The organism is Campylobacter sp. BCW_4338 (assembly GCF_001763255.1).
In the GTDB taxonomy this organism is placed as follows: domain Bacteria; phylum Campylobacterota; class Campylobacteria; order Campylobacterales; family Campylobacteraceae; genus Campylobacter_D; species Campylobacter_D jejuni.
Genome location: NZ_MJYJ01000041.1, coordinates 27,918 through 54,800, shown reverse-complemented (window position 1 = coordinate 54,800; position 26,883 = coordinate 27,918). Strand labels below are relative to the sequence as shown.

Below are 26,883 nucleotides of genomic sequence, written 5' to 3'. Positions count from 1 at the left end.
ATGAAAATTGTTTGTTTAGATGCGGCAACTTTAGGGGATTATGATTTAAGTGTTTTTGAAAAATTTGGTTCTTTACAAATTTATACTACAACAAATAAAGAGCAAACCATAGAGCGTTTAAAAGATGCTAATGTCGCCATGACAAACAAGGTTGTAATTGATAAAGATGTGATTGATGCTTGTAAAAATTTAAAACTCATTTTAGAAACTGCTACAGGGGTTAATAATATCGATATTGAGTATGCTAAAGAAAAAGGTATTATTGTAAAAAATGCTGCTGGGTATTCTACTATGAGCGTTGTGCAACATACTTTTGCGTTTATGTTTGCTTTTTTAAATCAAGTGCTTTATTATGACAAATGGAGTAAAGAGGGTAAATGGTGTGAAAGTCCTATTTTTACAGATTATAGCAGAATTTTAAATACCTTAAGCGGTAAAAAACATGGTATTATAGGCTTAGGAACTATAGGTAAAGAAGTGGCAAAAATTTCAAAGGCTTTTGGAGCTGAAATTTATTATTGTTCTACGAGTGGAGCTAATAAAAACGCAGATTTTATACATTTAGAATTAAAAGATTTATTAAAAACTTGTGATATTATAAGTATCCATGCACCTTTAAATGAAAAAACTAAAAATTTACTCACCTTTGAAGAATTAAAGATTTTAAAAGATAATGCGATTTTGATTAATATAGGAAGAGGTGGGATTGTCAATGAAAATGATTTAGCTAAAATCATAGATGAAAAAAATATTCGTGTAGGGCTCGATGTTTTAGAAATTGAACCTATGATGAAAAATCATCCGCTTTTAAGCATTAAAAATAAAGAAAATCTTATTATCACCCCTCATGTTGCATGGGCGAGTAAGGAAGCTTTAAATGCTTTAATGGATATAGTTTATAATAATTTAAAAGAATGGATAGAAAATGGCAAGTGAACATAGTTTTGATATTTCAGCAGCTTTAGATAAGCAAGAGTTAAAAAATGCTTTTGAACAAGCTAAAAAAGAACTTGATAGTCGTTATGACTTAAAAGGAATTAAGTGTGAGATTGATTTAAGCGAAAAAGAGAGTATTTTTAAACTCAGTTCTTCTAGTGAAGGAAAACTTGATGTTCTAAAAGATATAGTGATTTCTAAACTTATCAAAAGAGGAATTAATCCTAATGCTATTAAAGAGCTTTCTCGTGAAAGTGGAGCAATGTTTCGTTTAAATTTGAAAGCAAACGATGCTATTGATAGTGAAAATGCTAAAAAAATCAATAAAGCTATTAAAGATAGCAAGCTTAAAGTTAACTCTTCGATTCGTGGTGAAGAAATTCGTGTTGTAGCAAAACAAATCGATGATTTACAAGCTGTGATGAAGCTTGTAAAAGAGCTTGATTTAGAGTTAAATGTCAGTTTTAAAAATCTCAAATAAGGTTAAATTTGAAACATTGTTTAGCTCTATGTTTTGTTTTTTTTCTTTGTGCTTGTAGTGTGAAAAATCAAAATTTTTCAAGTCAAAGCTTGATGGTTTTGATTGCTTCTCCTATGATAAAAATCAATGATGCAGCTTTTTTAAAAAAAGAAAATAATGCTTTAAATTTAGAAGTTTATAAACTAGGGCAAGCTTTTTTTGAACTCAAAATCAAGGATAAAATTTGCATCAATGCAGTGTGTTATGATAAAAAAGTGTTTAATCAAAAATTTTTTAAAAATGTATATTATGATGATATTTTAAGTGATGTTTTAAAGGCAAATGCTTTATGGCAGGGTAGAAATTTAGAAAAAACTGATTGTGGTTTTGAACAAAATTTAAAAGCAAAAAATTATGAAATTTTTTATCAAGTTTGTGATAATAAAGTAAGTTTTTTTGATAAAATTTCACATACTAAAATTATCTTAACGCATATTCAAAATTGAAGGATAGAGTTTGAAATTTTTTTTACTGGTATTTTGCTTTGTCAATCTAGCTTTAGCACAAGTTTATAAAGGTGAATTGTATTTTTATCATTTGCAAGATAAAGAAATTTTTGCCATAGTTTATGATAATGCACCTATGACTCCACTTTTTGACAGGGATAAAAATCAAACAAGTTCTAGTTTTTTAATTATTGATGATATAAATGGAAATTTAGAGATTCCGCTCGTTAAGACAAATGATTTTTGGCAGGATGAGCGTAAAAAATATAAAATCAATTCTTCTAAAATGCTTACATATGATAATAAAAATTTTCAAGGAGAAAATTTAGGAACAACTACTTTAGAACTTGTTGAAACGCAAGATGGCATTCGTATAAAGCGTAGTCTTGATTTTATAGGTTTTAATGATGATTTTAAAGAATTTCATCCTGTTCATAAGGGTGTATTTAGTTTTGAACAAATTCGCCAAAAACCTATTTTTTTACAAGATGGAAAAATTAGTTTTGAAGAATGGTATTATTTTTATGAAGATGGTATGAGTCGTGCTATTTTAGAGTTAAATAATTTTGTTTATGATATTAATGCTCACGCATTTGTAAAACTAAATGATTTGTATAATACTGAAAATCAAAAATTTCAAAATCTTTTACATGAGAAGCTTAAAAATACATGTGATGAGTGTTTTGAAGATCTGCAAAATCTACAATTTAATAATAATTTTTTGTTTAATAATGGAAAACTAAAAATTTGTTATCTACCTTTTGAAGGTCATTTTTTAGATGAAAATATTTGCGTAGAATTTAACGAAGATGAGCTTAAGGAATTTAAAAAATAATGGAAAAATTAAAAAATTTTTTAAGTTTAAAAAATATAGAAGATACTCAAATTTATAAAGAGCTTAAGTGTGCTAAAAATGAGGCTTTGATTCTTAGAGAACTTTGTAGAAATTATGTCGTTTCTATTTCTTCTATCAATGCCTTTACTTTATTATCGACAATTTTTGGAAATGATAAGTATCTTTATCTTGATGCTTTGGAGGATTTAAAAAAACTTATCGAAAGAGGTTTTGTAAATCAAAATTCGAGTTTTTTTAAAAGTTTAGAAAATAATAAAACTCAAACATTAACTCTTGCCTTATTGCAAAGTGAGCTTAGTCTAAGTGAATATTTTTTAGAATTTTTAGAAGCAAAACCTCGTTTAAACTTTGAGAAACAAGAGGCTTATGCAGATTATTTAGAATATTTAAAAGATGAATTTGTGCGTATTCAATTATACGAAAGATTAAGTTTTATACAAAAAAGTGCTTATAATAGTGAAATAAAAAATCAAATTAAACTTTATGAAAAACATATCAAAGAAAGATTAAAAAAAAGTAAATTTTATAATGTATTGGCTGATATTTTTAAAGAATACAATCTTGAACATAAAGAACAAATTATTTTTCTAGCACTTTTAAAAGAAGAATACGCCTTAAGTAATGAAAGTTCGATTTCTAGAGAAATGAATTCTTTACTTTCTTTAATCAGTGAAAATGATTTAGAAAGGCATAAAAATAAAAAACTATTACAAGAAAATGCTCCTCTTTTAAACTTAATCGAGTATGATGAATATTTAAATGCTTTTGGAGATATTTCTAAAAGTTTTTTTATTATTGATGAAATTTTACAAAGAATTATAAATTTTGAACCAAAACAAAGTAAAAAAATCAAAATTGAAAGTGTTTTAAAAGATCAAGATATTTTCGAGCTTATAGAACCAAGCACTGACATCAATGATATTATTATGCCTGAAAATACAAAAGAGCTTTTAGAAAATATTTTAAAACAACAAGATAAAAAAGTCCTAGAAAGACTTCATTCTTGGGGTATAAAGAGTAATAAAAATATAGAAGCTAAAATTATTTTTTATGGTCCTGCTGGTACTGGAAAAACTATGTCAGCTTTAGCTATGGCTAAATCAATGAAAAAATCTGTTCTTAGTTTTGACTGTTCTAAAATTTTGAGCAAATGGGTTGGAGAGAGTGAACAAAATGTAAGAAAAATTTTTGATACTTATAAAAATATCGTGCAAACTTGCAAACAAAGTCCTATTTTACTTCTCAATGAAGCCGATCAGTTTTTAAGTACGCGTGTAGATGGAAGTAGTGGTAGTGATAAAATGCATAATCAAATGCAAAATATATTCTTAGAGCAAATTGAGCGTTTTAGTGGTGTGATTATCGCTACGACAAATTTTTTAGAAAGCTTAGATAGTGCATTTTCAAGAAGATTTGATTATAAGATAGAATTTAAAAAACCTGATTTTAAAGATAGGCTTAAAATTTGGGAAAAATTTCTACCTAAAAAAGCATTATTTGAAAAAGATTTTGATATAAATATTTTATCAAATTATGAATTAAGTGGAGCACAAATTTTAATGGTGGTGAAGAATACAGCTTTGAAAGTAGCTGTATCACAAGATGGGGTTTTTAAAATGCAAGATTTTATAGAAAGCATACAAAAAGAATTAAATTCAAGTTTTGATAAAAGTAAGATTGTTGGATTTTAACTTTTTTAATGTTTTTGTATAGCGAACTATAAAATAAAACAAAGCTATAATTAAAGCACTCCATTCCCAAAACATAGGAATTTTTGGGGTTAAAAAATAATGATAACTTGCCAAAACTAAGCATAAATATCCTAGTTTTCTGATTTTACTAAGTTTTTTAAAGATTTTAAAAGAACTTAAAAGCATTAAAAATATGATTAAAAATGCGATAAATCCACTTGCTTCTAATAAACGATGTGAAATATCATCGAAAAGCCTTAAAATTTGAGCATTTCTATCAAAAATAAAATAATTTAAAAAGTGCAAAATCGCCCAAAAAGCTGCAAAAATACCTAAAATTTTAGGATAATTTTTTGTTTTTTTAAATTTAAGCAAAGAAAATAAAAGACTTAAATTTAAAAAGATCAAAGCAAATATTCCGGTGTAAATATAGGCTTCTTTTACAAAATCAAAGGCTTTTATGATGCGATAAAAGCCATAGATTAAACTTATGATAAAGCTAAAATAAGCAAGAAATTTAAAGTATTTTGTCTGCATTAAAAATTCACTTTCAAGTCCATGTTTTTATATAAACTTGCTACTTCTTTTTCATAGTCATTAAACATTAAAGTAGGCTTGGTAAAGAAGTCTCCTAAAGCCCTCTCGTTAGCTTGAGACCATCTAGGATGAGAGACATTAGGATTGACATTGGCATAAAAACCATATTCGTTTGGAGCGTAACTTTCCCAAGTGGATTTAGGCTGTTCTTTGGTAAATTCTATTTTAACTATGGATTTAATACTTTTAAAGCCATATTTCCAAGGGACAACAAGGCGTATTGGAGCGCCATTTTGAGGCTTTAAGGCTTTTTTATACATTCCTACTGCAAGCAAGGTAAGAGGATGCATAGCTTCATCCATGCGAAGTCCTTCTACATAAGGATAGTCTATAGTTGGAAATAAAGCGTCTTGATCGGGAAATTGGCTCTTATCTAAAAGAGTGGTGAATTTAACAAATTTTGCCTCGCTTGTAGGTTTTGCCATTTCAATCAAACGACGCAATTCAAAGCCTACCCAAGGTACCACCATAGACCAAGTTTCAACACAGCGAAAACGATAAATTCTTTCTTCTAGCGGGAATTTTAAAATATCCTCCATGCTTAAAGTTAAAGGTTTTTCTATTTCTCCACTGATATCGATTTTCCAATTTTGAGTATTGAAATTTTGTGCCAATGATACAGCCTTTTTTTTATCTGTTGAAAATTCATAAAAATTGACATAATTTGTAGCCAGTTCTTCATCGCTGATTTCAAGTTTGTTTGGATTAGTATCGCTTGTGAAATTTAAAGCAGATAATTTAGAAGCAAGCACGCTTGAACTTATTAAAGCACCTGCTCCAAGTTTTAAAAAATCTCTTCTTTTTTTATATAAATTCTCAGGGGTTATAATCATAATTTTTCCTTGTTAAAAATTTTTATTATTAAAACATAACAAGGATAATGATTATTAAATTTCTTGTAGAATTTTTTCGCAAATTTTTCTAGGGTTATTATCTTTATAAATAGGGCGTCCAACTACTATAAAATCGCTTAAATTTTCTTTAGCCATTGTTAAATTAGCGACGCGTTTTTGATCATCATTTTTCTCTCCAAATGGACGAATTCCTGGAGTGAGAGTTAGGAAATTTCTTTGAGTGTGTTCTTTGATGATTTTACTTTCAAAAACAGAGCATACCATACCATCAAGTCCATTTTCATAGGATATTTTTGAAAAATTAATTACAGCTTCTTCGATTTTTTGTCTATAAATACTAAAGAAATTTTCTTCATCAAAACTCGTAAGAGCAGAAACTGCTAAAACTAAAGGTCTTTTTGAAAATTTGCTAAGCCGTGTCATAACTTCTTGCATAGCTATTTTTCCAGCACTTGCGTGGATATTGATCATATCAACACCAAGTTTTGATATTTCTTCGCAAGCATCTGCCATAGTGTTGGGAATATCATGAATTTTAAGATCAAGAAATATTTTAAAATCATCAACTTTTTTAAGTTCTTCTATGAATTTAAAACCATCTCTTAAATATGCTCTTAAACCTACTTTTAACCATATGTCTAAATTTTTTAATTCTTTAGCAAGTTGCAAGCATTCTTCTTTTGTAGAAAGATCAAGTGCGACACAAAGCTTCATTTTTTAGCCTTTATCAAGGCATCTAAAACTCCATTTATAAATTTTGGAGAATTATCATTAGCAAGTTCTTTAGCAAGTTCTATAGCCTCATTGATAACAATGGCGCTAGGAGTATCGGTAAAAAGTAACTCATAAGCTCCAAGTCTTAGTATAGCTCTTTCTACATGTCCTAAAGCTGTAATTTGATTATCATTTAGAAATGAATTTAAGGTTTCATCAATATTGTTTAAATTGTCTAAAATTCCATGATATAAATTTAAAGTAAAATTTTTTTGTTCATTGCGTATTTTTTTTTCATCTAAAATTTCATCTACAAAAACGTTGTTTTGAGAATTTAATTCAAAAGCATAAAGTAAGGAGATGACGCTTTGGCGAACTTGATGACGCGTTGCCATTAAAGCTCCTTGCTTAAATTTAACATCTCGATTACAGTTGTCATAGCTTCAAAGCCTTTATTGCCTGCTTTGCTTCCAGCTCTTTCTATGGCTTGTTCTATTGTATCTGTAGTTAAAACACCAAAGCTTACAGGGATATTATGATTTAAACTCACATTGGCTATGCCTTTGGTGGTTTCTGCTGAAACATAGTCAAAATGCGGAGTTGAGCCACGAATTACTGCGCCTACGCAACAAATTGCATCAAATTTTTTGCTTTCTATAGCTTTTTTTAACGCATACGGAAGTTCAAAAGCACCAGGAACAAGTATAAGGCTTAGATTTTCCTCTTTGCCTCCGTGTCTTAAAAAAGCATCTTTTGCTCCTTCTACAAGGCGATCTGTGATGATATGATTAAATCTTGCATTAATGATAGCAATTTTTGTATTTGAGTCTAAATTTAATTTTCCTTCAATAATGTTCATTTGTTTTCCTTTATGATATTTTGTATTTCTAGTAATGTATTAACGCAATTTTTAAGGCGTGTAAGATTAAGCATATTAGGTCCATCGCATAAAGCCTCGCAAGGATTAATATGTGTTTCAAAGAAAAAGCCATCTATGCCTACGGCTGCTGCCGCTCTTGCTAAAGGTTCTACAAATTCGCTTTTCCCTCCGCTACTTCCACCTGCAGCCCCTGGCATTTGTACACTATGGGTAGCATCAAAAATAACTGGAGCAAATTCACGCATGATAACTAAAGAACGCATATCTACTACTAGATTTCCATAGCCAAAGCTAGCTCCTCTTTCAGCTACAAAAACACCATTTTTTTGAGCAGCTTCATAGCCTTCATCTTCTATACCACGGGTTTGTAGAACTTTTTTAACGCTGTATTTGATATCGCTTGGGTTTAAAAATTGTCCTTTTTTGATATTAACTTTTGCCTTAGTTTTTGCTGCGGCTACAAGTAAATCGGTTTGACGACATAAAAAAGCAGGAATTTGCAAGACATCAGCTACTTCACTTACAGGGTTTGCTTGATTGCTTTCGTGTATATCGGTTAAGATTTTCATGCCAAATTCATCTTTTACGCTTTGTAAAATTTTTAATCCTTCTTCAAGACCAGGACCTCTAAAAGAATTAATACTTGTGCGATTGGCCTTATCAAAACTTGATTTGAAATAAAATTCTATATTTGGGTTTTCATTAAAATTTTTTAATTGTTCGGCAACTTTAAAAATCAAATCTTTGCTTTCTATCACACAAGGACCAGCAATGAGTATCATTTTTTTCATTTTTTTCCTTTGTTCTTAACTAAAATTAATCCACCAAAAATAATGCCTATTATACCTAAAAAAACCATAGTACTTGGTAAATTATCTCCTAAAATTATCCCAACTATCATACTAAATACCACATCAAGATAACTAACTCCAGCAACTACTCCTGCTTGTTTAGCGATACCATAAGCTTTAGTGACATGAATTTGATAAATGGTGCCTAAAGTTCCCATAATGGCAATGATAAGCCAAGCTGTAAGACTTGGCATCACAAAAGGTGCTAGAATGAAATCTAAATGTAAAGAATCAAGATGCTGTGGTTCAAAAAATTCAGCACTGATCATAGAAATTAAAGGCATTAAGGTTCCTAAAAGGATAAAAGAAAAGGCAATTTGTTCTGTAGTGTAAGATTTTCTAAGTTCTCTTACACTTGTAAGAGCTAAAGCAGCTAAAAATCCACTCGTGATACCTATAACTGAATTTTTTAAATCAAAGCCTGAATGATTTAAATTATGAGCCCAAGGCTGAGCGATTAAAAGTACTCCACCAAATGCTATTAAAATTCCTATCCAGCCTTTGATGCCAATATTTTCTTTAAAAACAACAAAAGCTATTAAAGTAATAAAAATAGGAGCAGTTTTTTGAAAAGCAAAAGCTCCACCTAGTGTAATATTTGAAACATTATAGAAAAACATATATAGTGAAAGCGTGCCTACTACTCCACGAAATACCAAGAGCCAAAAATGTCCCCCTTCTTTATGTGCCTTAGATCGTTTTAAAAGATAGACTATGAAAAAAATTCCTATAATATTTCTAAAAAACATAATTTCTATAGAACTCATTTCCTTGCTAAGAATTTTTGCACAAGCTCCCATAAGTGCAAAGTCCAAACATGCTAAAATCATGAAATAAATTCCTAAATTATGCTTGATTACTTTTAGCATTTTTTTTCCTTGACTAAAATCTGGGTTAATTCTAGTCTTTTTTTGCTTAATATTAAGCCAAATTTTATATAATTTTAAAAATATAATTTTCTAGGAAAAAAATGCAAAGCATCATACTTATAGGTAAGCCAAATGTTGGTAAATCAAGTCTTTTTAATAGAATGGCAAGACAAAGAATAGCTATTACAAGTGATATTTCAGGTACAACTAGAGATACAAATAAAACAGAAATTCATATTCATTCAAAAAAAGCCATGCTTATTGATAGTGGAGGGCTTGATGAAAGTGATGAACTTTTTAAAAATGTGAAAAAAAACACTTTAAAAGTAGCCAAAGAAAGCGATATCATACTTTATCTAGTTGATGGAAAATTAGCGCCTGATGATGAGGATAGACAGTTTTTTTATTCTTTAAAAAAACTTGGAAAACCTATAGCCTTAGTGATTAATAAAGTAGATAATAAAAAAGATGAAGAAAGGGCTTGGGAGTTTGCAAATTTTGGCGTAAAGGAAATTTTTAATCTTTCAGTAACCCATAATGTAGGCTTAGATGAACTTTATGAATGGCTTGAAAAATTCTTACATGAAGAGTTTTTAATCCCTGATGAAGAAGAAAATTTAGAAGATTTTTTAGAACATTATGAAGAAGGAAAAGAATTTCAATTTAAAGAAGTCGATCAAAATCATATAAGAGTGGGTATTGTAGGGCGTGTAAATGTTGGAAAATCAAGTCTTTTAAACGCTTTGGTTAAGCAAGAACGCAGTGTTGTAAGTTCTATCGCAGGAACTACTATAGATCCTGTTAATGAAAGTATAGTTTATAAAGATAAAGTGATAGAATTTGTTGATACTGCAGGTATTAGAAAAAGGGGTAAAATTCAAGGACTCGAGCGCTTTGCCCTAAATCGCACGGAAAAAATTTTATCTCATTCTCAAATAGCACTTTTGGTTTTAGATGCGCATGAGGGCTTTAACGAGCTTGATGAACGCATTGCTGGGCTTGTGGCTAAGCATTATTTGGGTGTGATTATTGTTTTAAATAAATGGGATAAAAGTGAGATGGATTTTGATAAGACTGTAAAAGAATTGCGTCTTGATCGTTTTAAATTTCTAGCTTACGCACCTGTGATTAGTGTATCAGCTTTAAGTGGAAAAAGGGTGCATGTTTTACTCGATAAAATTTTGCAAATTTTTGAAAATTTCACTCAAAAAATCCAAACTTCTAAGCTTAATACTTTGATAGAAAATGCCACAAGAGCACATCCTTTGCCGCATGATTATGGGAAATTGGTTAAAATTTATTATGCAGTACAATATGACTTAGCACCGCCAAAAATTGCACTTATTATGAATCGTCCTAAGGCCTTGCATTTTAGCTATAAGCGTTATTTACAAAATCAAATCAGAAAAGAATTTAATTTCGAAGGTGTGCCTTTAGTGATTGCTTCGCGTAAAAAGGGCAGTAAAGAAAATGATGAAAGCTAAAAATATCGTTTTTATAGGATTTATGGGTTCTGGAAAAAGCACTTTAGCAAGAGCTTTGGCTAAGGATTTAGATCTTGTTTTTTTAGATAGTGATTTTTTAATAGAACAAAAATTTAATCAAAAAATCAGTGAAATTTTCGCACAAAAAGGCGAGATTTTTTTTAGAGAACAAGAGCAAAAAATGGCTGATTTTTTTAGTTCTTGTGAGAAAACTTGTATTGCTACAGGCGGGGGTTTTGTTAATGTTTCAAATTTAGAAAAAGTAGGTTTTTGTATTTATTTAAAAGCAAGTTTTGAATATTTAAAAAAGCGTTTAGACAAAGATGAAATTTCTAAAAGACCTTTATTTTATGATGAAATTAAAGCAAAAAAATTATATAATGAGCGTTTAAGCAAGTATGAACTAAAGGCAAATTTTATTTTAAATATAGAAAATAAAAATATAGATGAGCTTTTAAGCGAGATTAAAAAGGTGGTAAAATGAGAGTATTAACAGGCCTTCAGCCAAGTGGCGATTTGCATATAGGTAATTATTTTGGTGCGATTAAGCAAATGGTAGATGCACAAGAAAAAAGCCAAATGTTTATGTTTATTGCTAATTATCATGCCATGACTTCTTCTCAAGATGGAGAAAAAATTCAACAAAATTCCTTAAAAGCTGCTGCGGCTTTTTTAAGCCTTGGTATAGATCCGCAAAAGAGCGTTTTTTGGTTGCAAAGTGATGTTAAGGAAGTTATGGAGCTTTATTGGATTTTATCGCAATTTACTCCTATGGGTTTATTAGAGCGTGCGCATAGTTACAAGGATAAAGTTGCCAAGGGGCTTAGTGCTTCACATGGGCTTTTTTCTTATCCTGTTTTAATGGCAGCTGATATTTTACTTTTTGATACACAAATTGTCCCTGTAGGAAAAGATCAAATCCAACATGTTGAAATCGCACGCGATATTGCTTTAAAAGTTAATAATGAATGGGGAGAAATTTTTACCCTTCCAGAGGCTAAAGTTAATGAAGAAGTAGCTGTAGTTGTAGGCACTGATGGAGCAAAAATGAGTAAATCTTATCAAAATACTATAGATATTTTTAGCAGTGAAAAAACCTTAAAAAAACAAATTTCTTCCATAGTTACAGATAGTACCGCTTTAGAAGATCCAAAAGATTTTAAAATCTGCAATGTTTTTAAAATCGCAAAGCTTTTTTTAGATGAAGCAGGGCAAAAAGAATTACAAATACGCTATGAAAAAGGTGGTGAGGGTTATGGACATTTTAAAATGTATTTAAACGAGCTTGTAAATGCTTATTTTAAAGAAGCGAGAGAAAAATACAATGAGCTTTTAGAAAAGCCTTTGCATTTGAAAGAAATTTTAGATTTTGGTGCGACAAAAGCAAGAAAAATCGCCCAAGAAAAAATGCAAAAAATTTATGAAAAAATCGGATTTTAAGGAGTAGAAAATGCTAGATTTAAAAAATTTGCAAAATAATTTTGATGAAGTGGCTAAAAAGTTAAAAAATAAAAAAGTTGATGAAAATATCTTAAAAAAACTTGCTGAACTTTTTGCAAGTTTAAAAAAAGAAAAAACAGCTTTAGAAGAATTTCAAGCTTTTCAAAATAAATTCAGCAAAGAGCTTGCTACAGCCGAAGACAAAGAAAATTTAAAAGCAAAATTAAGCGAAAATAAAAGCAAAATTAATGAGCAAAGCGCTAAAGTAAATGCTTTAGAAAATGAGCTTGAAGAAATCGCTCATGCCATCCCAAATATTCCTGATGAGTCTGTGCCTGTGGGTGAAGATGAAGATGAAAATGTGGAGCTTAAAAAAATATTAAATCCGCCTAGCTTTGATTTTATTCCAAAAGAACATTTTGAATTGGGTGAGAGTTTAAATTGGCTTGATTTTGTGCGTGGGGTAAAAATTTCACAAAGTCGTTTTTGTGTACTTAAAAACGAAGGAGCTTTATTAAGCCGTGCTTTGGTAAATTATATGATAGATTTTAATAGAAGTCGTGGATTTGAATTTGTTAATGTGCCTTTTTTGGTAAATGGTGCTACTATGTTTGGGACAGGTCAGTTGCCAAAATTTAAAGAAGATATGTATAAAGTAGATGATGAGGATTTATATTTGATCTCAACTTCTGAAATTCCAGTAACCAATCTTTATAGTGGAGAAATTTTAGCGAGTGAAACTTTACCGATAAAAATGACTTGTTATAGTGCTTGTTTTAGAAAAGAAGCAGGCAGTGCAGGGCGTGATACAAGAGGTATTATAAGACAACACCAGTTTGAAAAAGTAGAGCTTGTAAGTATCACTAAACCTGAGCAAAGTGATAGCGTGTTTAATGAAATGCTTGAGTGTGCAAGTGATTTACTGAGTTCTTTAGGTTTAGCGCATAGACATTTGATGCTTTGCACTGGAGATTTGGGTTTTAGTGCAGCAAAAACTGTGGATCTTGAAGTGTGGCTTCCAGGACAAAATAAATATCGTGAGATCAGCTCGGTTTCAAATTGTCGTGATTTTCAAGCAAGACGCGCTAAAATTCGCTATAAAAATGAACAAGGAAAAAATGAACTCGTTCACACTCTTAATGGCTCATCTTTAGCGGTAGGAAGAACTTTGGTAGCGATTATGGAAAATTATCAAGATAAAGAAGGAAAAATTCATATTCCTGATGCTTTGAAAAAATATTTTTAAAGAGTATAGATGGCTGAACAAGAAGATATAATACTAGAAAAACCTGAAGATGGCTTAAATCAACCAAGACTCGATGAGAGTTTAGAGGGATTTAAGGGGCAAGAGGGGCAAGCTCCAGAAGATGAAGAATTTGCATCATTGCCAGAAGAATTACCTCAAGAAAATAGTGAGAGTGGTTTTAAATTTACAAGAGAAAGTGCGCCTGAAGATGTATCAACTTTTGAAGAAGTTGAAAGTCAAGAGCCTACGCCTTGGTATAAAGATCGTAAGTTTATGTCTCTTGTGGGTTTATCTTTGGGGATTATTTGTATTTTAGTTTTTACACTTTTTTATTTAACTTTTAGTGAAGGAAAAATTAAACCAGATATTATAGCTTCTAAGCCTTTAGAACAACCTGTTGTTATGCCTGATGAATCATATAAATACAATGATATGCAAAGAATTGATGGTATGATCCAAAAAGCAAATGCTTTATATTTAAAGGGTGAAGTTGAACAGGCTTTAAAAGTTTATGAGCAAGTTGCCGTATATAATGAATCTTTATCTAATTATAATTTAGGCGTTTCTCAAATGAATGAGAATAAATTCCAAGAAGCTTTTGAAAGCTTCAAGAAAGCTATAGCCAATGGAGAAAATCAAAGTGTAGCTGCTATCAATGCTGCTGTTTGTGCTTTAAAGCTTAATGATAAGGAAAAATTTAGATATTATATTGATTTAGCTCAAGTGTATCTTCCAAAAGAAGGAAAATCAAAATTATATGATTATTATTTAAGCTTGATTAATTATTACAAAGGATATTACCCTGAGGCCTTACAAATGTTACAAAGAACAGATGTGGAGCCGTATTCTGATGTTGCAAAGTATTTGTCTGCTAAAATTTATGCAAAAATGGACTTTGATTCCAAGGCTATACAGCAATTAAATTCTCAAGGCAATTTTGAATCTAGTTTATCTTTAGGTCTTTTATACGCTAGAATAGGAGAATATGCTAAAGCTAAAGTCGCTTTAAGTACAGCGATGAAAATTGAAAGAGATTTTAATCAGAGTTTAGCGGCTTTAACATTGGTTGATATTAAAACAGGAAATTATCAAGATATGTTAGCACGCTTGCAAAATTCTTATGATAATGATAAAGATAGATATAAGATTTTAGATACTTATAAAATTCAAGTTCGTTTAAATAAGGATCTTTTTAATATAGCAGTTGCTCAAAATTCTTTTTCAAAAGATTTGTTAAAAAAACAAAAAGATCAATTCGATTTACTTTTTTATTTTGCACCTTATCAAGTGTTTGATAGTAAGCAGGCTGCTTTGTATATTAAAAAAGCTAATGTTACAGATTTCGTTGATGATAGTGCTGATGCGGGAGTTTATCTTAATACAAGCAAGGCTCTTTCATCTACCAATGTAAAAATTGCCAATATTATTAACTATGCATTAAATCAGAAGTTACGCCTTGCTAACCAAGAATTTCAAAAACTTATCAAGGATTATCCAGAACATAGTATTTTACATTATAATTTGGCTTTAACCTATGCCCAAATGCAAAATTATGAACTTGCTTATAAGCATTTTTCAAGTTCATATCATCTTAATCCTAAAAATTACTTAGCAGGTGCTTTTGCTATGTTTTGTGCAAAATTAATTGATATTGATACAACTAAACTTTACAATGAAATTCTTGATAATATAGCTGCTGATTCTAATTTTAAAGCTAATATGCAAAAAAGTATGTTGTTTTTAGTTAATAATGATTATATTTCTATGCTTCCTTGTTTAGATGAAACAAAAAAAGACACGCCTTTGAGTTTGATTTTTGAAGCTATTGTTGCTAAAAATAATAACCTTAATAATCAAGTAGATGTGAAAATTGCTAAATTGCGTTCAGAGTTGCCTGAAGATATTTTGGCAAATATTTTGTATTTTAATTCTTTAAATTCAAATTTAAATATTAAAGAATATGCTCAAAATGCTCAAATTCATTTTAAAAATTTAAAACTTGATTATCGTAGTGTTTTTGGTGGGCCAAATATAGCTAGGGAATTTTATGTTAATTTAATGCATATTGCAGGGCTTTTAAATTTAGAAAGACAGAAATTTAAAGAGTTGATTAATGTTTCAGGAGCAAAAGATGAGGGTATTTTGCAAACTTTAGCTTATTTGGATATTTTTGCACAGCAATACGAGGAGGCTTATGCGCTTTACAATTCTTTGATTGATGATTATGGAGCTAAAGATACTAAAACTTTATTTTTAGCAGCCGTAGCAGCCGTAGGTGCAAATAATCCAAATTCAGCTATAGCGCTTTTGCAGCTTTCTAAACTTACAGATAAAAATAACAAAGAAAGTAAAGCAGCTCTTGGTATGTTGTATCAAGAAGTAAAGAACTATGAAGCTGCGATATCTCAGTATAAAACTTTACCTAATAATTTTAAGAGTGAATTTTTTACTTTTGATATTAATAACAACTAAAAATGCTTAGAAATTTCTAAGCATTTTTAGTTAAGCTTGAAGATCTAGAGTTTTTCCGCCTAGTTCATCAATGCGATCGCTAACTTTTTTAAGTGCCGCATCTATTGTATCTTGACTGATTTGAGGAAGTTCTCCACCCCACATTTTTTCTGCTTGCTCAAATCCTTTTTTCATACCTTCAAGACCTTTTTTCAATTTTTCAACATCGTCGCCACCGCCTTTAATAACAAAATCCGCGATGCGATTGGCTGTATTTTCCACTCCAAAAAAACCATCTTCACTTACAAGTTGTTGAAGTTCATCTGTATTCATATCAAGTGGATTTTTGCCACTGTAGCCTAAGGATGCAAAATCAATATTTGTAAGTATAGATTTCGCAGTATCTAAATTGGCACCATTTAAAAGACTATCTAGTCCAGTTTGGGCATTGCTCGAACCTATTACAGCATTCATTGTTTGCTGTTGAAACTGAACTAGGTAAATTTGTGTAATGCCCTTTCCACCAAGTGCATTTAATTTTTCAAGGGTATTTTTATCTACATCCTTGCTAGAATTAGCACTTTGAACATTTTTGTCTTTTGTGTTTTCCTTAGCATCATCTGCCTTCTTATTGCTAACTTGTGTTTGTGCCATGCTAGCGATATTTGAAAAAGTATTCACTTGCATATTTGCTCCTTTGTGTGAGGCTTTAATTTATATCGACTTTTGACTTAAAAAATTTATAAGGACATTAAATTCCTTATTTTCAAAGGAATTTAATGTTTTATTGTAGATAATAAGCAATTTGCTCTTTATTGAGAATGCGGATAAGATTGCTAGTACCTTCTACTCCTGTTGGAAAGCCTGCAGTTAGAAGATAGCATTTGTCTTCATCCATAAAACCTTTTTCAACACTTGATCTTACAGAGTCTTTTAATAATTCTGTAAGTTCATTACTTTTGTTAACCAAGATCGCAGGATTAACTCCCCAAACTATACTTAAAGAGTTTAAGGTTTTTTCAGAATGCCCTACTGCTATGATTTCTATATTTGGACGATATCTTGCAATCTTAATAGCAGATTTTCCGCTACTTGTTAAAGAAAAAATAGCATCAGCGTTAAGATCTGTTGCAAGATGAGCTGAAGAACGCATGATTTTATCTGTATTGTCTAAATCATTAAAATCATTAAATTTGTTATATGGATAGCGTTTTTCTGTTTCTATTATAGTTTGGCACATTATATCAACAGCGTTTGCAGGATCTATACCAACGGCGCTTTCTTCACTTAGCATTACTGCATCTGTTCCATCTAAAACAGCATTTGCAACATCTGAAATTTCAGCTCTTGTGGCGGTTTTGCTTTTGGCTAATGAAAAAAGCATCTGAGTTGCAGTAATAACAGGCTTAGAGGCATTGTTTGCTTTTTGTATAATTTCTTTTTGGATATTAGGAACTTTATAATAAGGTACCTCAATACCTAAGTCTCCTCTTGCAACCATTATACCATCGCTAGATTTAATAATCTCATCAATATTTTCTACTGCATCAAATTTTTCAATTTTTGCAAAAATAGATATTTTTGCGTTATTTTGTGCTAAAATTTCACGAACTTCATCAATATCGTGTGCATTTTGTACGAAAGATATTGCTAAAAAATCTACTTCATTTTTTATACCCCAAAGTAAATCATTTTTATCTTTTTGTGTAATAACATCAATATTGATTTTAGTATTCGGAAAATTAATACCTTTATTTGAGTTTAAAAAACCATCATTTTCTATAATGGTTTCAATTTTTTGATTATCTATGCTTACTACTTTAGCACGAATTGATCCATCATATAGATAAATATATTCATCAATTTTTAACATATCTAAAATGGATTTTTGATTGATGCTGATTTTATAATGATTTTGAGCAATCTTCTCCCCTAAAATTGTTTCACGATAAAAATCAAGTCTATCACCCTTTTTTAATTCAAATGGTTCTTTAAGTTCGCCTGTACGAATTTTAGGACCACTAATGTCTTGTAAAATTCCAATACGAGTATGCAATTCTTTAGCTACTCTTCTTATGGTATCTAAGTTTTTTTTATGATACTCATGTGTTCCATGAGAAAAGTTTAAACGGAAAACATTTACACCATTGATAATCATTTGGCGTAGAATTTCTTCCTTTTCACTTGCTGGACCTACTGTGGCTACAATTTTTGTTTTTTTAAGCATGGTAAACTCCTTTTGAAATTATTGTAGCTAAAAATAGAAACAAAATGATTACAATAATTCTGAAGAAAATTTATCTTCGTTAAATTCCATTCCTAGGTAATTACACACAAGCTTTGCATCTCTTTCAGCATTTCCTAAACAACTTGTTGCTCCAGGACTTGGAGTCATATTGAAAATAATACCAGGGGTTTCTGTGATGCTTGCTTCACCTAGCATTAATTCTCCTTTAGTTTTATCAATAACTTGCGGTCTTACGCCTCCAAAACCTTTCGCATAATAAATATCGCTTGCTTTAAGACTTGGGACTATTTTTTTGGCATCTTTAACAAATAAGCTTTTATCAACAAAAGGTAGTTCAAAAAGATAATTATAAAAGATGTAATTTCTAATTGTTGCATCTTTAAACATATTAAAAGTTACTTTTAAAACAGTTTTATCAAGTTTTAGCGCTTCAAAAAATTCTGGAACTGATTTTAGACCATGATAACGTTCTAGTTTTGGAATAACAAGTGCGGTAGGTCCAAAGCGAGTGTTCATATCAGCAAGTAAATCAGGATCTCCATGAAGAGCTGCAAATGGAAGTTTAGGATTTTGCACCATATAAACCTTACCATTTAAAAGTTTTTGTTTGGTTAAATAAAAACTTCCTGCAACAGGCCAACAAGACTTATCCATACCTAAGTTCATTTTATGTGCTAAATATAAAGAGTGCGCTCCAGCATTGACAACTACGCTTTTGGCATGGTATTCTTGATGATTTGAGGTTTTTAATATAAAAATATCTTCCTTTTTTTCTATGTGAATAATTTCTTGATTAAAGGCAACAAAAGTATTTTTATTTTGTTTTTGGGCTTGTTCTATTAGATTTATACTCATTTTCCCAAAATCTACAGTTGTAAAAACCTCGCCGCTTTCAACACCCATGGCGCAGATATTTTCAGGTCTATCTTGATTGCAATCTTCTCCTAAAACAACCTTGGGTTCAATTTGTTTGATTTTTGCTTTATCGAAAAATTTTATATAAGGATAAAGTTCTTTAAATTCTTCATAGCGTTTTTTCATATAATCACATTCTATATCTCCAACAGCTAGAGCCATTTTTTGATGAGAAAACATGAAATTATTTTGCGCATTTTGCATGAGTCCATATTTAACTATCATATCAGCTGTTCTTTTTACTTTTCGCGCTTTTTCTAAAGTATAATTGGTTTCAATATCTCCACAATGAATGGTTTGAGAATTACTCGTTCCCTTAGAATTTAATGTTGCAGCTGTATTATATTTTTCTATCAAAGCAATATTTTTAATATTTGTATATCTTGCAAGCTCGTAAAATAATGCTGCTCCTGAAATTCCAGCTCCGATGATAAGCACATCAAATTCTTGTTGGCTCATTGTTTTTCCTTTTTTTATTTTAATAAACTTTTTTCTAAATAGAAGTTTAATTGAATTTGTTTTACAAAAAGTTAAATTTCATTAAGGTTTGATATCAATGAGAATTTTTGTAACATTTTTAATAAAGTAAATTGGGATTTTCTTTTATAATCTTTTTCATTCCTCGAAAGATTAAAAGTTTATCATAAATTGCGTGATCGAAATAATTTGCTAAAAATTGCCCATCTCCACCAGTGAAATAAAGCTTTTTATTTTGAGCGGCATCTTTTATCAGTAGGTAAATTCCTTTAAAAACACCATAACTTAAAGCATCCATGGTTTTTTGTGGGAATGCATCAAGACTAACTTGAGTGTTAAATTCACTTTTTAATCGTGGTGAAATATGGCTATAAATTTTTTTATAATTTGCAATACCTGGCAAGATAAAACCACCAAGATGTATAGAATTAGAAATAATATCAATTGTAATAGCACTACCTGCATCTACAACAACTCCATCTTCAATAGTATAACAAGCTGCTATGCGATCGATTCCTAATCCTTGATAAATAGTATCAAATAAAAAATAAGGTTCAAGATTGATAAAATTTTTTTGATTTTTTAAATGTTCTTTGAGATGTTCATTGACATTGATATAAAAAATTTTTTGTTCATTTTTAAATTCTAAAAACTGATCTATACTAAGAGTAAAATATTTGTTATCATCTAGGAAATTAGCATTTGAATTCCCAATATCACAGAGTAGCATAGATATTAAATCCTTTCATTTCTAGATGATTTTTTGCTTTAGAGCAAAGAGAAGCCATGCTAAAAAAATATTTGTTATTTATGTTAATTTGCTGTGCTAGATTTTCTAAAAATAAGGCATCTTTCATTAAAAATTTTGTTTTTCCTGTATACATAAAAAGAATGCTATTTTGATCTTTAGCACAAATATAACTTTTTTTTCTAGTCAACATACTTAAGTCATAGGGCTTTAAATTTAATTTTAAAGCCTTTATTGTTTGTTCTAAAATTTTTATCATAGCAAATCTAAAATTTTATCTCCGTAGTAAAATTTACCATTTCCCATGAAAGAAATTTTATCAACAGCTTCTGAAAGTTTAAATACTTGTGCATTATCTAAATTTAGATTCATTTTGATAAGATAGCCTGTTTTTTCAAAAATATATAAATAATTATTGTATATATTGCTTTTTACAAAAATAGCAAATTCAAATTTTTTTTCCGCAATTTTTCTTAAGTTATAATCAGTTTTAATAATAGTGCCATCTTTTTCTAGTATAAAAATACCATCATCGCTAAGTGCAACATCTTTTATGTCAGCGTCAAGATAAAGAGTTCTAGCAGGGCTTACAACAATGATTTTTTTAGCTGTTGCTGCTATAAGTTTATCTCCGATTACGCTTAGATGGATTACATTGTTGAAAAAATTTTCTGCTGAAATAACCACATCTTTAATGATTTGAAGATTGTTTCTTGAAAGAATTAAAATTTTACCATCTAGTGTTGGATAAACGATGATATTGTCTAAAAATATAGGATTAGCGGTACGACTGTCTTGGGCTGGAGCTGAGGTTAGGGTTTGACTGAATTTAATACCCAAAGAACGATTTGCAAGAACTATGGTATTGTTTGCAAGTACAAGGGCTAAATCATCTCCATTAGAAGCTACTCCTACAACACTAGCGTCAAATTGAAAATTATAAATTTCATTATAAGAATTGTCAAAAATTTTTAAATTTCCATTGTTATCTGCAGTAAAATATTCCCCATCTTGATAAGCTAGAAGCATATAATTTTTAGGAAGTTTAAACTTGTCTATGGAGATATTATTTTTTAAGATAGCTGTATTATTGCTAAGTTTTGCAGAAACTAGATTCCAATCAACGATTTTACTTTTTAAATTGCTATTATGACTTAAATCTCCATCGGTTTGTTTTGGTTCAAAATATTGTCTTTTGGTGCCACAAGCACATAGAAATATTAAACAAAATAGTGTTAAAAATATTTTTTTCATTGTGTAATGCCTTGATAATGTTTGAGGTTTTTAGCTATTTGATTTAAACTTGAATTTTCTTTTATCTGAGAAAGTAAAACATTAGCTTCTTCGATTTTATTTTGCTCTAAAAGTTTGTAAGCTTCTAATAATTTATCATAATTTTTTAAAAATATCGATTTATCCCCTAAAGATAATGCGATAATATTTTTAAGTAAAGTGTTTGTTTGAGCATTATTATAAATTTGTTTTAGTTCATTTTGGAGAGTTGTATTATTAAAATCATTAATATTTTCTTTTAGTAAAAAGATAGCGTAAAGATTAGTATTTTTATTTTTAAGTTGTTCTAAAAGATTTTTATTGCTAGGATCTTGTATTAGATTGGCATAAATTTCATTTGCTTCTTTTGTTTTATAATCGTTTATTTTTGAGATTATAAAATTTCCAGCAAACCAAGCAACTAAAATTATCACAACAGCAGATATATAAAATTTATACTTGCGTATAAATCTCTCTCCTTTGATAAAATTTTCTATAAATTGTTCTTCTGTGTTAAGTTCATTTTTAACAGCTTTTAAATTATCTTTTAGTCCCAAAATTTATCCTTGAAAAAATATTTTTATTTTTGTATAGAAAAATTATGGTATTGTATCATATAAATTGCAAAATATCCTAAACAATTTAAAGCTTTTTATGATATAATTTTCAAAATTTTAACTTTTTTATTAAGGTTTAAGAAATGCAAATAGATGAGAAATTATTAAGCAAGCTTGAAAAATTAAGTGCTTTACAAATAACAAAAAACAGAAATGAAACCATTGTACAGTTAAGTGAAATTGTGAATTTTGTTGAAAAATTAAACGAACTTGATTTAGATTCCCAAGAGATTACTGTGAGTACTATAAAAGGTGGAGCTCCTTTGAGGATTGATGAGATAAGAAATAGCAATGTTATTGATGAGGTTTTGGATTGTGCTCCAAAAAAACAAGAACATTTTTTTGTTGTTCCTAAAATCATAGAATGATTAACTTAGCATTTAGTGCTTATTTGTAGAATAAATTTAAAACAAAAAAAATCAGAGAGTGATTGAAATGAATTTTTATTGGTTTGATGCTTTTATTTTAGGATTTACCTTGCTTTTAGGGCTTAAGGGTATTATCAATGGTTTGATAAAAGAAATTTTTGGGCTTTTGGGTATTATTGGTGGTGTTTTTATTGCTTCAAAATATGCAACTCAAGCAGCTGAATTTATACAAAGTACTTTTTATAAGATAGAAAATCAAAGCTTAGCTGGATTTGCTGGATTTTTGGCCATATTAATTATTTTTTGGATAGTTTGTTTATTGGTGGGTAATTTTCTTTCTAAGTTGATCAAATTAAGTGGCCTAGGTTTTTTAGATCGTATTGGTGGCTTTATATTTGGTGGGGCAAAAATCTTTTTAATTTTTGCAATTTTGGTTTTTTGTGTAGCAAGAATCGATTTTTTAAATGATAAATTAGATAATTTTGCTAAAAATAGCTATACTTTAAATTTACTTAAAGAAACGGGATCTTTTATTATGAATCAACCTTTAACAGAAAATAGTCTAGATCATGCTAGTGAAAAGTTGCAAGATATTGTAAGTGATTTAAACAATACTCAAAAAGGGGAGTGATATGCTGATAGAAAATGTGGAATATGATGTTTTACTTGAGAGATTTAAAAAAATATTAAGACAAGGCGGACTTAAATATACCAAGCAAAGAGAAGTACTTTTAAAAACTCTTTATCACAGTGATACTCATTACACACCCGAAAGTTTATATATGGAAATCAAACAAGCTGAACCTGATTTAAATGTAGGAATTGCAACTGTTTATCGTACTTTAAATTTGCTTGAAGAAGCAGAAATGGTAACTTCCATTTCTTTTGGTTCAGCAGGTAAAAAATACGAGCTTGCCAATAAACCTCACCATGATCATATGATATGTAAAAATTGCGGAAAAATTATAGAGTTTGAAAATCCTATTATAGAAAGACAGCAAGCCTTGATTGCAAAAGAACATGGTTTTAAACTTACAGGGCATTTGATGCAGCTTTATGGTGTTTGTGGTGATTGTAATAATCAAAAAGCAAAGGTAAAAATATAAATGTTTGATAATATTTTAGAGCAGCAAAGAATAGAAAAAGCTAAGGAATTAAAAAATTTAGGGATCAATCCTTATCCTCATTTTTTAGAAAAAGAAATGTCTTTAAAGACTTTTAAGGATAAATTTTCTTATATTTTAGAGCAAGTTGAAAAAAGGGATGAAAATATTAATGCTGTTGTTGCAGGACGTTTGAAACTTTTGCGTATAGCTGGGAAATCGATTTTTGCAAACATTGAAGATGAGGATACAAATTTACAAATTTATTTTAGTAAAGATAGCGTAGGCGAAGAACTTTATACGATTTTAAAAAAGAATTTAGAGGTGGGTGATATTGTTTTGATTAAAGGTTTTCCTTTTGTAACTAAAACAGGTGAGTTTAGTTTGCATGCAAGTGAAGTAAAACTCGCTACAAAAGCTATTGTTCCTTTACCTGAAAAATATCATGGATTAACAGATATTGAGCAAAGATATCGCAAACGTTATGTTGATATGATAATGAATGCCGAAGTTAGAAAAGATTTTTTAGTGCGTTCTAAGGTGGTGAGTTTGATTCGTCATTTTTTTGAAAATAAAGGCTTTTTAGAAGTAGAAACTCCTATGATGCATCCGATTGCAGGTGGAGCAAACGCTAAGCCTTTTGTAACTTTTCATAATTCTTTAGGTGTAGAAAGATTTTTAAGAATTGCTCCAGAACTTTATCTTAAAAGACTTATAGTGGGTGGTTTTGAGGCGGTTTTTGAAATCAATCGTTGTTTTAGAAACGAAGGTATGGATTTAACTCATAATCCCGAATTTACAACTATAGAATTTTATTGGGCTTATCATAATTATAAAGATTTAATGGATTTAACTGAAGAACTTTTTGCTTTACTTTTGGATAAACTTAATTTGGGAAAAACAATAGAATTTGATGGAAAAATGATAGATTTTTCCAAACCTTTTGAAAGAATAACCTATAAAGATGCACTTTGTAAATATGGTGGTTTAGATGGGGATTTAATCGAAGATAAGGAAAAAATTCTTACTAAATTAAAAGCTGATGGTTTTGAAGCGAATGAAAAGCTTGAACTTGGACATTTACAAGCTGAACTTTTTGATAATTATGTGGAAGAAAAATTGATCAATCCTACTTTTGTGATCGATTTTCCTATTTCCATAAGTCCTTTATCAAGACGTAGTGATGAGGATTCTCAGATTGCTGAGAGATTTGAGCTGTTTATTTGCGGAAGAGAATTGGCAAATGGTTTTAATGAGCTTAATGATCCGCTTGATCAATATGAGAGATTTTTAAAACAAATTGAAGCTAAAAATGCAGGCGATGAAGAGGCTTGTGAAATGGATGAAGATTTTGTAAATGCTTTGGGTTATGGAATGCCTCCAACGGCAGGGCAAGGTATAGGCATAGATAGACTTGTTATGCTTTTGACAAATAAAAAATCTATTCGAGATGTGATATTGTTTCCTGCAATGCGTCCATTAAAATCAGAACTAAAGGAGAAAGAATGAGTTTAGAAATGTTTGATAAAGAAATTTTTGATTTGACAAACAAAGAGTTAGAGCGTCAATGTGAAGGTCTTGAAATGATAGCGAGTGAAAATTTCACTTTACCTGAAGTAATGGAAGTTATGGGAAGTATCTTGACAAACAAATACGCAGAAGGTTATCCAGGTAAAAGATATTATGGTGGTTGCGAATTTGTTGATGAGATTGAAACTTTAGCTATTGAAAGATGTAAAAAACTTTTTAATTGTAAATTTGCTAATGTTCAGCCTAATTCAGGTTCTCAAGCTAATCAAGGTGTTTATGCGGCTTTGATTAATCCAGGTGATAAAATTTTAGGAATGGATTTAAGTCATGGTGGACATTTGACTCATGGTGCAAAAGTAAGTTCTTCAGGTAAAATGTACGAAAGTTGTTTTTACGGCGTAGAACTTGATGGAAGAATTGATTATGAAAAAGTAAGAGAAATTGCTAAAAAAGAAAAACCAAAACTTATAGTTTGTGGAGCTAGTGCTTATGCAAGAGTGATTGATTTTGCTAAATTTAGAGAAATCGCTGATGAAGTAGGCGCCTATCTTTTTGCTGATATAGCACATATTGCAGGTCTTGTTGTGGCAGGTGAGCATCCAAGTCCTTTTCCACACGCTCATGTAGTAAGCTCAACTACGCATAAAACTTTGCGTGGCCCAAGAGGTGGTATTATTATGACAAATGATGAAGAGCTTGCTAAAAAAATTAATTCTGCCATTTTTCCAGGTATTCAAGGTGGTCCTTTGATGCATGTAATTGCTGCAAAAGCAGTAGGATTTAAATTTAATCTTAGCGATGAGTGGAAAGTTTATGCAAAACAAGTAAGAACCAATGCTCAAGTTTTAGCTAATGTTTTAATGGATAGAAAATTTAAACTTGTTAGCGATGGAACGGATAATCACCTTGTTTTAATGAGTTTTTTAGATCGTGAATTTAGTGGAAAAGATGCAGATTTAGCTCTTGGAAATGCAGGAATTACCGCAAATAAAAATACCGTTCCAGGAGAGATTAGAAGTCCTTTTATCACAAGTGGATTAAGACTTGGAACTCCAGCCCTTACTGCCAGAGGTTTTAAAGAAAAAGAAATGGAAATTGTGTCAAATTATATTGCAGATATTTTAGATGATATTAATAATGAAAAATTACAAAAGAATATTAAACAAGAATTAAAAAAACTTGCAAGTAATTTTATTATTTATGAAAGGGCTATGTTTTGATTTCACCAATGGATATGTCGCTAATTAAAATAATTGGCGATCATTATTATATAAGACGCGATAAAATTGTAAATAAAATTACACATAGAGGTCGCTTATTTTTTGATAAATTTGAAAGAGTTGATGCTCCTTTAAATTTAAATGTCATGAGAGAACACGCTGCTAAAAAAATTGTTGTCGCTCATGATTTAATAACAAAAGATAATAAAGTAGAAAATATTGTCTTTGATTATAATGGTTTTAATGCTGAAAGATTTTATCACCGTGCACAACTTATTTTAAGAGAAGAAGGTTTTATAAATTTCACAGCCTATAAAACTAAAACTCCAGGACATTTACATCTTTATATTCATAAAGGACATACGGCGTTAAACGAAGGTTATTCTTTAGCGTCTAAACTTTCAATGATGTTTGCAAGTAAAATGCCAGTAGAATGGAAGGTGTTTCCTAGTATGGATGTACCTAGGGAATTTAATATTTTAATATTGCCTTATGAGGTTTATCAAAAGGAACGAGGAAGTTCTTGGTCTAAGCATATGTAAGAAAGGAC

29 protein-coding genes and 1 pseudogene are annotated in these 26,883 nt (G+C 29.9%); 16 read left to right on the top strand and 14 right to left on the bottom strand.

What is annotated here, in order from left to right; translation table 11 throughout:
* From AJN69_RS04230 to AJN69_RS04210, 5 genes are read left to right on the top strand one after another with little or no spacing between them, the layout of a single operon-like run.
* Nucleotides 1–936 (top strand): D-2-hydroxyacid dehydrogenase, encoded by a 936-nt coding sequence (locus AJN69_RS04230; protein WP_070210141.1) that lies wholly within the window; start codon nucleotides 1–3, stop codon nucleotides 934–936.
* Nucleotides 926–1,417, top strand: a complete 492-nt coding sequence (locus AJN69_RS04225) for a YajQ family cyclic di-GMP-binding protein (RefSeq protein ID WP_002933971.1) — start codon at nucleotides 926–928, stop codon at nucleotides 1,415–1,417. Before AJN69_RS04230 ends, AJN69_RS04225 begins: the two co-directional genes overlap by 11 nt.
* A gap of 8 nt (nucleotides 1,418–1,425) precedes the next feature.
* Nucleotides 1,426–1,902, top strand: a complete 477-nt coding sequence (locus tag AJN69_RS04220; protein ID WP_002933969.1) for a hypothetical protein — start codon at nucleotides 1,426–1,428, stop codon at nucleotides 1,900–1,902.
* A 10-nt stretch (nucleotides 1,903–1,912) separates the two neighbouring features.
* Nucleotides 1,913–2,737: a hypothetical protein gene (locus AJN69_RS04215; protein WP_070210142.1), complete on the top strand. Its 825-nt coding sequence runs from the start codon at nucleotides 1,913–1,915 to the stop codon at nucleotides 2,735–2,737.
* On the top strand, nucleotides 2,737–4,449 hold the full coding sequence (locus AJN69_RS04210) for an ATP-binding protein (protein WP_002861139.1): 1,713 nt from the start codon (nucleotides 2,737–2,739) through the stop codon (nucleotides 4,447–4,449). The genes AJN69_RS04215 and AJN69_RS04210 overlap by 1 nt, the downstream gene beginning before the upstream one ends.
* On the opposite strand, the gene AJN69_RS04205 is transcribed toward AJN69_RS04210, so the two are convergent.
* From AJN69_RS04205 to AJN69_RS04175, 7 genes and pseudogenes are all read right to left on the bottom strand, one after another.
* A complete protein-coding gene (locus tag AJN69_RS04205) occupies nucleotides 4,414–4,986 on the bottom strand; it encodes a sulfite oxidase heme-binding subunit YedZ (RefSeq protein ID WP_053872455.1) in 573 nt (190 codons plus the stop codon). The two genes, AJN69_RS04210 and AJN69_RS04205, sit on opposite strands and share 36 nt — an antisense overlap.
* Nucleotides 4,986–5,879 carry a protein-methionine-sulfoxide reductase catalytic subunit MsrP gene (gene msrP, locus AJN69_RS04200; RefSeq protein ID WP_070287894.1) on the bottom strand — a complete coding sequence of 298 codons (894 nt, stop codon included), beginning with the start codon at nucleotides 5,877–5,879 and terminating at the stop codon, nucleotides 4,986–4,988. Before msrP ends, AJN69_RS04205 begins: the two co-directional genes overlap by 1 nt.
* Nucleotides 5,880–5,936: 57 nt before the next feature.
* A pseudogene (pyrF, locus tag AJN69_RS04195) lies at nucleotides 5,937–6,614 on the bottom strand (orotidine-5'-phosphate decarboxylase); the annotation flags it as partial.
* Nucleotides 6,611–7,009, bottom strand: a complete 399-nt coding sequence (nusB, locus tag AJN69_RS04190) for a transcription antitermination factor NusB (RefSeq protein ID WP_002854405.1) — start codon at nucleotides 7,007–7,009, stop codon at nucleotides 6,611–6,613. The pseudogene pyrF and the gene nusB, both read right to left, overlap by 4 nt.
* Nucleotides 7,009–7,473: a 6,7-dimethyl-8-ribityllumazine synthase gene (ribE, locus tag AJN69_RS04185; protein WP_002854278.1), complete on the bottom strand. Its 465-nt coding sequence runs from the start codon at nucleotides 7,471–7,473 to the stop codon at nucleotides 7,009–7,011. Before ribE ends, nusB begins: the two co-directional genes overlap by 1 nt.
* Nucleotides 7,470–8,285: a 3-deoxy-8-phosphooctulonate synthase gene (gene kdsA, locus AJN69_RS04180; protein WP_002854449.1), complete on the bottom strand. Its 816-nt coding sequence runs from the start codon at nucleotides 8,283–8,285 to the stop codon at nucleotides 7,470–7,472. Before kdsA ends, ribE begins: the two co-directional genes overlap by 4 nt.
* Nucleotides 8,282–9,214, bottom strand: a complete 933-nt coding sequence (locus AJN69_RS04175) for a DMT family transporter (RefSeq protein WP_002877515.1) — start codon at nucleotides 9,212–9,214, stop codon at nucleotides 8,282–8,284. Before AJN69_RS04175 ends, kdsA begins: the two co-directional genes overlap by 4 nt.
* A gap of 101 nt (nucleotides 9,215–9,315) precedes the next feature.
* Between AJN69_RS04175 and der the strand changes: the two genes are divergently transcribed.
* Genes der through pflB form a run of 5 tightly spaced genes read left to right on the top strand, consistent with a single transcriptional unit; the run spans nucleotide 9,316 to nucleotide 15,856 of the window.
* The gene (gene der, locus AJN69_RS04170) at nucleotides 9,316–10,698 is read left to right on the top strand and encodes a ribosome biogenesis GTPase Der (protein ID WP_070287893.1); all 1,383 of its coding nucleotides are present in this window, start codon (nucleotides 9,316–9,318) and stop codon (nucleotides 10,696–10,698) included.
* Nucleotides 10,685–11,182, top strand: a complete 498-nt coding sequence (locus AJN69_RS04165) for a shikimate kinase (RefSeq protein ID WP_079264319.1) — start codon at nucleotides 10,685–10,687, stop codon at nucleotides 11,180–11,182. The genes der and AJN69_RS04165 overlap by 14 nt, the downstream gene beginning before the upstream one ends.
* Entirely contained in the window at nucleotides 11,179–12,138 is a 960-nt protein-coding gene (trpS, locus tag AJN69_RS04160) for a tryptophan--tRNA ligase (RefSeq protein ID WP_070287890.1), read from the top strand. Before AJN69_RS04165 ends, trpS begins: the two co-directional genes overlap by 4 nt.
* Before the next feature lie 10 nt (nucleotides 12,139–12,148).
* Complete coding sequence (gene serS, locus AJN69_RS04155) at nucleotides 12,149–13,384, top strand: serine--tRNA ligase (RefSeq protein WP_070252413.1); 1,236 nt, start codon at nucleotides 12,149–12,151, stop codon at nucleotides 13,382–13,384.
* A gap of 9 nt (nucleotides 13,385–13,393) precedes the next feature.
* Nucleotides 13,394–15,856 (top strand): motility protein PflB, encoded by a 2,463-nt coding sequence (gene pflB / locus AJN69_RS04150; RefSeq protein ID WP_070287888.1) that lies wholly within the window; start codon nucleotides 13,394–13,396, stop codon nucleotides 15,854–15,856.
* A gap of 30 nt (nucleotides 15,857–15,886) precedes the next feature.
* Here pflB and AJN69_RS04145 read toward each other — a convergent pair whose 3' ends face one another.
* From AJN69_RS04145 to AJN69_RS04115, 7 genes are all read right to left on the bottom strand, one after another.
* Entirely contained in the window at nucleotides 15,887–16,522 is a 636-nt protein-coding gene (locus AJN69_RS04145) for a hypothetical protein (RefSeq protein ID WP_002860276.1), read from the bottom strand.
* Nucleotides 16,523–16,619: 97 nt separating this feature from the next.
* Entirely contained in the window at nucleotides 16,620–18,062 is a 1,443-nt protein-coding gene (gene pyk, locus AJN69_RS04140) for a pyruvate kinase (RefSeq protein WP_002865887.1), read from the bottom strand.
* 48 nt (nucleotides 18,063–18,110) lie between these two features.
* Complete coding sequence (locus AJN69_RS04135) at nucleotides 18,111–19,457, bottom strand: FAD-dependent oxidoreductase (RefSeq protein ID WP_070210144.1); 1,347 nt, start codon at nucleotides 19,455–19,457, stop codon at nucleotides 18,111–18,113.
* Between the two features lie 118 nt (nucleotides 19,458–19,575).
* Nucleotides 19,576–20,205 (bottom strand): type III pantothenate kinase, encoded by a 630-nt coding sequence (locus AJN69_RS04130; protein ID WP_002854234.1) that lies wholly within the window; start codon nucleotides 20,203–20,205, stop codon nucleotides 19,576–19,578.
* On the bottom strand, nucleotides 20,192–20,482 hold the full coding sequence (locus tag AJN69_RS04125; RefSeq protein ID WP_070287886.1) for a tram-like protein: 291 nt from the start codon (nucleotides 20,480–20,482) through the stop codon (nucleotides 20,192–20,194). Before AJN69_RS04125 ends, AJN69_RS04130 begins: the two co-directional genes overlap by 14 nt.
* The gene (locus AJN69_RS04120) at nucleotides 20,479–21,477 is read right to left on the bottom strand and encodes a hypothetical protein (RefSeq protein ID WP_002861152.1); all 999 of its coding nucleotides are present in this window, start codon (nucleotides 21,475–21,477) and stop codon (nucleotides 20,479–20,481) included. The genes AJN69_RS04125 and AJN69_RS04120 overlap by 4 nt, the downstream gene beginning before the upstream one ends.
* Complete coding sequence (locus tag AJN69_RS04115) at nucleotides 21,474–22,052, bottom strand: hypothetical protein (protein WP_002851102.1); 579 nt, start codon at nucleotides 22,050–22,052, stop codon at nucleotides 21,474–21,476. Before AJN69_RS04115 ends, AJN69_RS04120 begins: the two co-directional genes overlap by 4 nt.
* 143 nt (nucleotides 22,053–22,195) lie before the next feature.
* On the opposite strand from AJN69_RS04115, the gene gatC reads away from it, so the two are divergent.
* From gatC to AJN69_RS04085, 6 genes are all read left to right on the top strand, one after another.
* On the top strand, nucleotides 22,196–22,480 hold the full coding sequence (gene gatC, locus AJN69_RS04110) for an Asp-tRNA(Asn)/Glu-tRNA(Gln) amidotransferase subunit GatC (protein WP_002854550.1): 285 nt from the start codon (nucleotides 22,196–22,198) through the stop codon (nucleotides 22,478–22,480).
* Between the two features lie 67 nt (nucleotides 22,481–22,547).
* Nucleotides 22,548–23,111: a CvpA family protein gene (locus AJN69_RS04105; protein ID WP_002882168.1), complete on the top strand. Its 564-nt coding sequence runs from the start codon at nucleotides 22,548–22,550 to the stop codon at nucleotides 23,109–23,111.
* Between the two features lies 1 nt (nucleotide 23,112).
* The gene (locus tag AJN69_RS04100; protein WP_002854230.1) at nucleotides 23,113–23,586 is read left to right on the top strand and encodes a Fur family transcriptional regulator; all 474 of its coding nucleotides are present in this window, start codon (nucleotides 23,113–23,115) and stop codon (nucleotides 23,584–23,586) included.
* Nucleotides 23,587–25,092: a lysine--tRNA ligase gene (gene lysS / locus AJN69_RS04095; RefSeq protein ID WP_070210145.1), complete on the top strand. Its 1,506-nt coding sequence runs from the start codon at nucleotides 23,587–23,589 to the stop codon at nucleotides 25,090–25,092.
* Nucleotides 25,089–26,333 carry a serine hydroxymethyltransferase gene (locus AJN69_RS04090; protein WP_002861154.1) on the top strand — a complete coding sequence of 415 codons (1,245 nt, stop codon included), beginning with the start codon at nucleotides 25,089–25,091 and terminating at the stop codon, nucleotides 26,331–26,333. The genes lysS and AJN69_RS04090 overlap by 4 nt, the downstream gene beginning before the upstream one ends.
* Nucleotides 26,330–26,875: a DUF1882 domain-containing protein gene (locus AJN69_RS04085; protein WP_002859481.1), complete on the top strand. Its 546-nt coding sequence runs from the start codon at nucleotides 26,330–26,332 to the stop codon at nucleotides 26,873–26,875. Before AJN69_RS04090 ends, AJN69_RS04085 begins: the two co-directional genes overlap by 4 nt.
* The last annotated feature ends 8 nt before the right edge of the window (nucleotides 26,876–26,883 follow it).

Bases quoted from the DNA above. Each gene is read 5' to 3' on its own strand.
- ribE (WP_002854278.1), bottom strand. From the start codon at position 7,473: ATGAACATTATTGAAGGAAAATTAAATTTAGACTCAAATACAAAAATT.
- AJN69_RS04135 (WP_070210144.1), bottom strand. From the start codon at position 19,457: ATGAGCCAACAAGAATTTGATGTGCTTATCATCGGAGCTGGAATTTCA.
- AJN69_RS04175 (WP_002877515.1), bottom strand. From the start codon at position 9,214: ATGCTAAAAGTAATCAAGCATAATTTAGGAATTTATTTCATGATTTTA.
- msrP (WP_070287894.1), bottom strand. From the start codon at position 5,879: ATGATTATAACCCCTGAGAATTTATATAAAAAAAGAAGAGATTTTTTA.
- AJN69_RS04165 (WP_079264319.1), top strand. From the start codon at position 10,685: ATGATGAAAGCTAAAAATATCGTTTTTATAGGATTTATGGGTTCTGGA.
- AJN69_RS04090 (WP_002861154.1), top strand. From the start codon at position 25,089: ATGAGTTTAGAAATGTTTGATAAAGAAATTTTTGATTTGACAAACAAA.
- kdsA (WP_002854449.1), bottom strand. From the start codon at position 8,285: ATGAAAAAAATGATACTCATTGCTGGTCCTTGTGTGATAGAAAGCAAA.
- trpS (WP_070287890.1), top strand. From the start codon at position 11,179: ATGAGAGTATTAACAGGCCTTCAGCCAAGTGGCGATTTGCATATAGGT.
- gatC (WP_002854550.1), top strand. From the start codon at position 22,196: ATGCAAATAGATGAGAAATTATTAAGCAAGCTTGAAAAATTAAGTGCT.
- AJN69_RS04210 (WP_002861139.1), top strand. From the start codon at position 2,737: ATGGAAAAATTAAAAAATTTTTTAAGTTTAAAAAATATAGAAGATACT.
- lysS (WP_070210145.1), top strand. From the start codon at position 23,587: ATGTTTGATAATATTTTAGAGCAGCAAAGAATAGAAAAAGCTAAGGAA.
- nusB (WP_002854405.1), bottom strand. From the start codon at position 7,009: ATGGCAACGCGTCATCAAGTTCGCCAAAGCGTCATCTCCTTACTTTAT.
- AJN69_RS04225 (WP_002933971.1), top strand. From the start codon at position 926: ATGGCAAGTGAACATAGTTTTGATATTTCAGCAGCTTTAGATAAGCAA.
- AJN69_RS04100 (WP_002854230.1), top strand. From the start codon at position 23,113: ATGCTGATAGAAAATGTGGAATATGATGTTTTACTTGAGAGATTTAAA.
- AJN69_RS04205 (WP_053872455.1), bottom strand. From the start codon at position 4,986: ATGCAGACAAAATACTTTAAATTTCTTGCTTATTTTAGCTTTATCATA.
- AJN69_RS04120 (WP_002861152.1), bottom strand. From the start codon at position 21,477: ATGAAAAAAATATTTTTAACACTATTTTGTTTAATATTTCTATGTGCT.
- AJN69_RS04125 (WP_070287886.1), bottom strand. From the start codon at position 20,482: ATGATAAAAATTTTAGAACAAACAATAAAGGCTTTAAAATTAAATTTA.
- der (WP_070287893.1), top strand. From the start codon at position 9,316: ATGCAAAGCATCATACTTATAGGTAAGCCAAATGTTGGTAAATCAAGT.
- pyk (WP_002865887.1), bottom strand. From the start codon at position 18,062: ATGCTTAAAAAAACAAAAATTGTAGCCACAGTAGGTCCAGCAAGTGAA.
- AJN69_RS04230 (WP_070210141.1), top strand. From the start codon at position 1: ATGAAAATTGTTTGTTTAGATGCGGCAACTTTAGGGGATTATGATTTA.
- AJN69_RS04130 (WP_002854234.1), bottom strand. From the start codon at position 20,205: ATGCTACTCTGTGATATTGGGAATTCAAATGCTAATTTCCTAGATGAT.
- AJN69_RS04145 (WP_002860276.1), bottom strand. From the start codon at position 16,522: ATGCAAGTGAATACTTTTTCAAATATCGCTAGCATGGCACAAACACAA.
- pflB (WP_070287888.1), top strand. From the start codon at position 13,394: ATGGCTGAACAAGAAGATATAATACTAGAAAAACCTGAAGATGGCTTA.
- serS (WP_070252413.1), top strand. From the start codon at position 12,149: ATGCTAGATTTAAAAAATTTGCAAAATAATTTTGATGAAGTGGCTAAA.
- AJN69_RS04105 (WP_002882168.1), top strand. From the start codon at position 22,548: ATGAATTTTTATTGGTTTGATGCTTTTATTTTAGGATTTACCTTGCTT.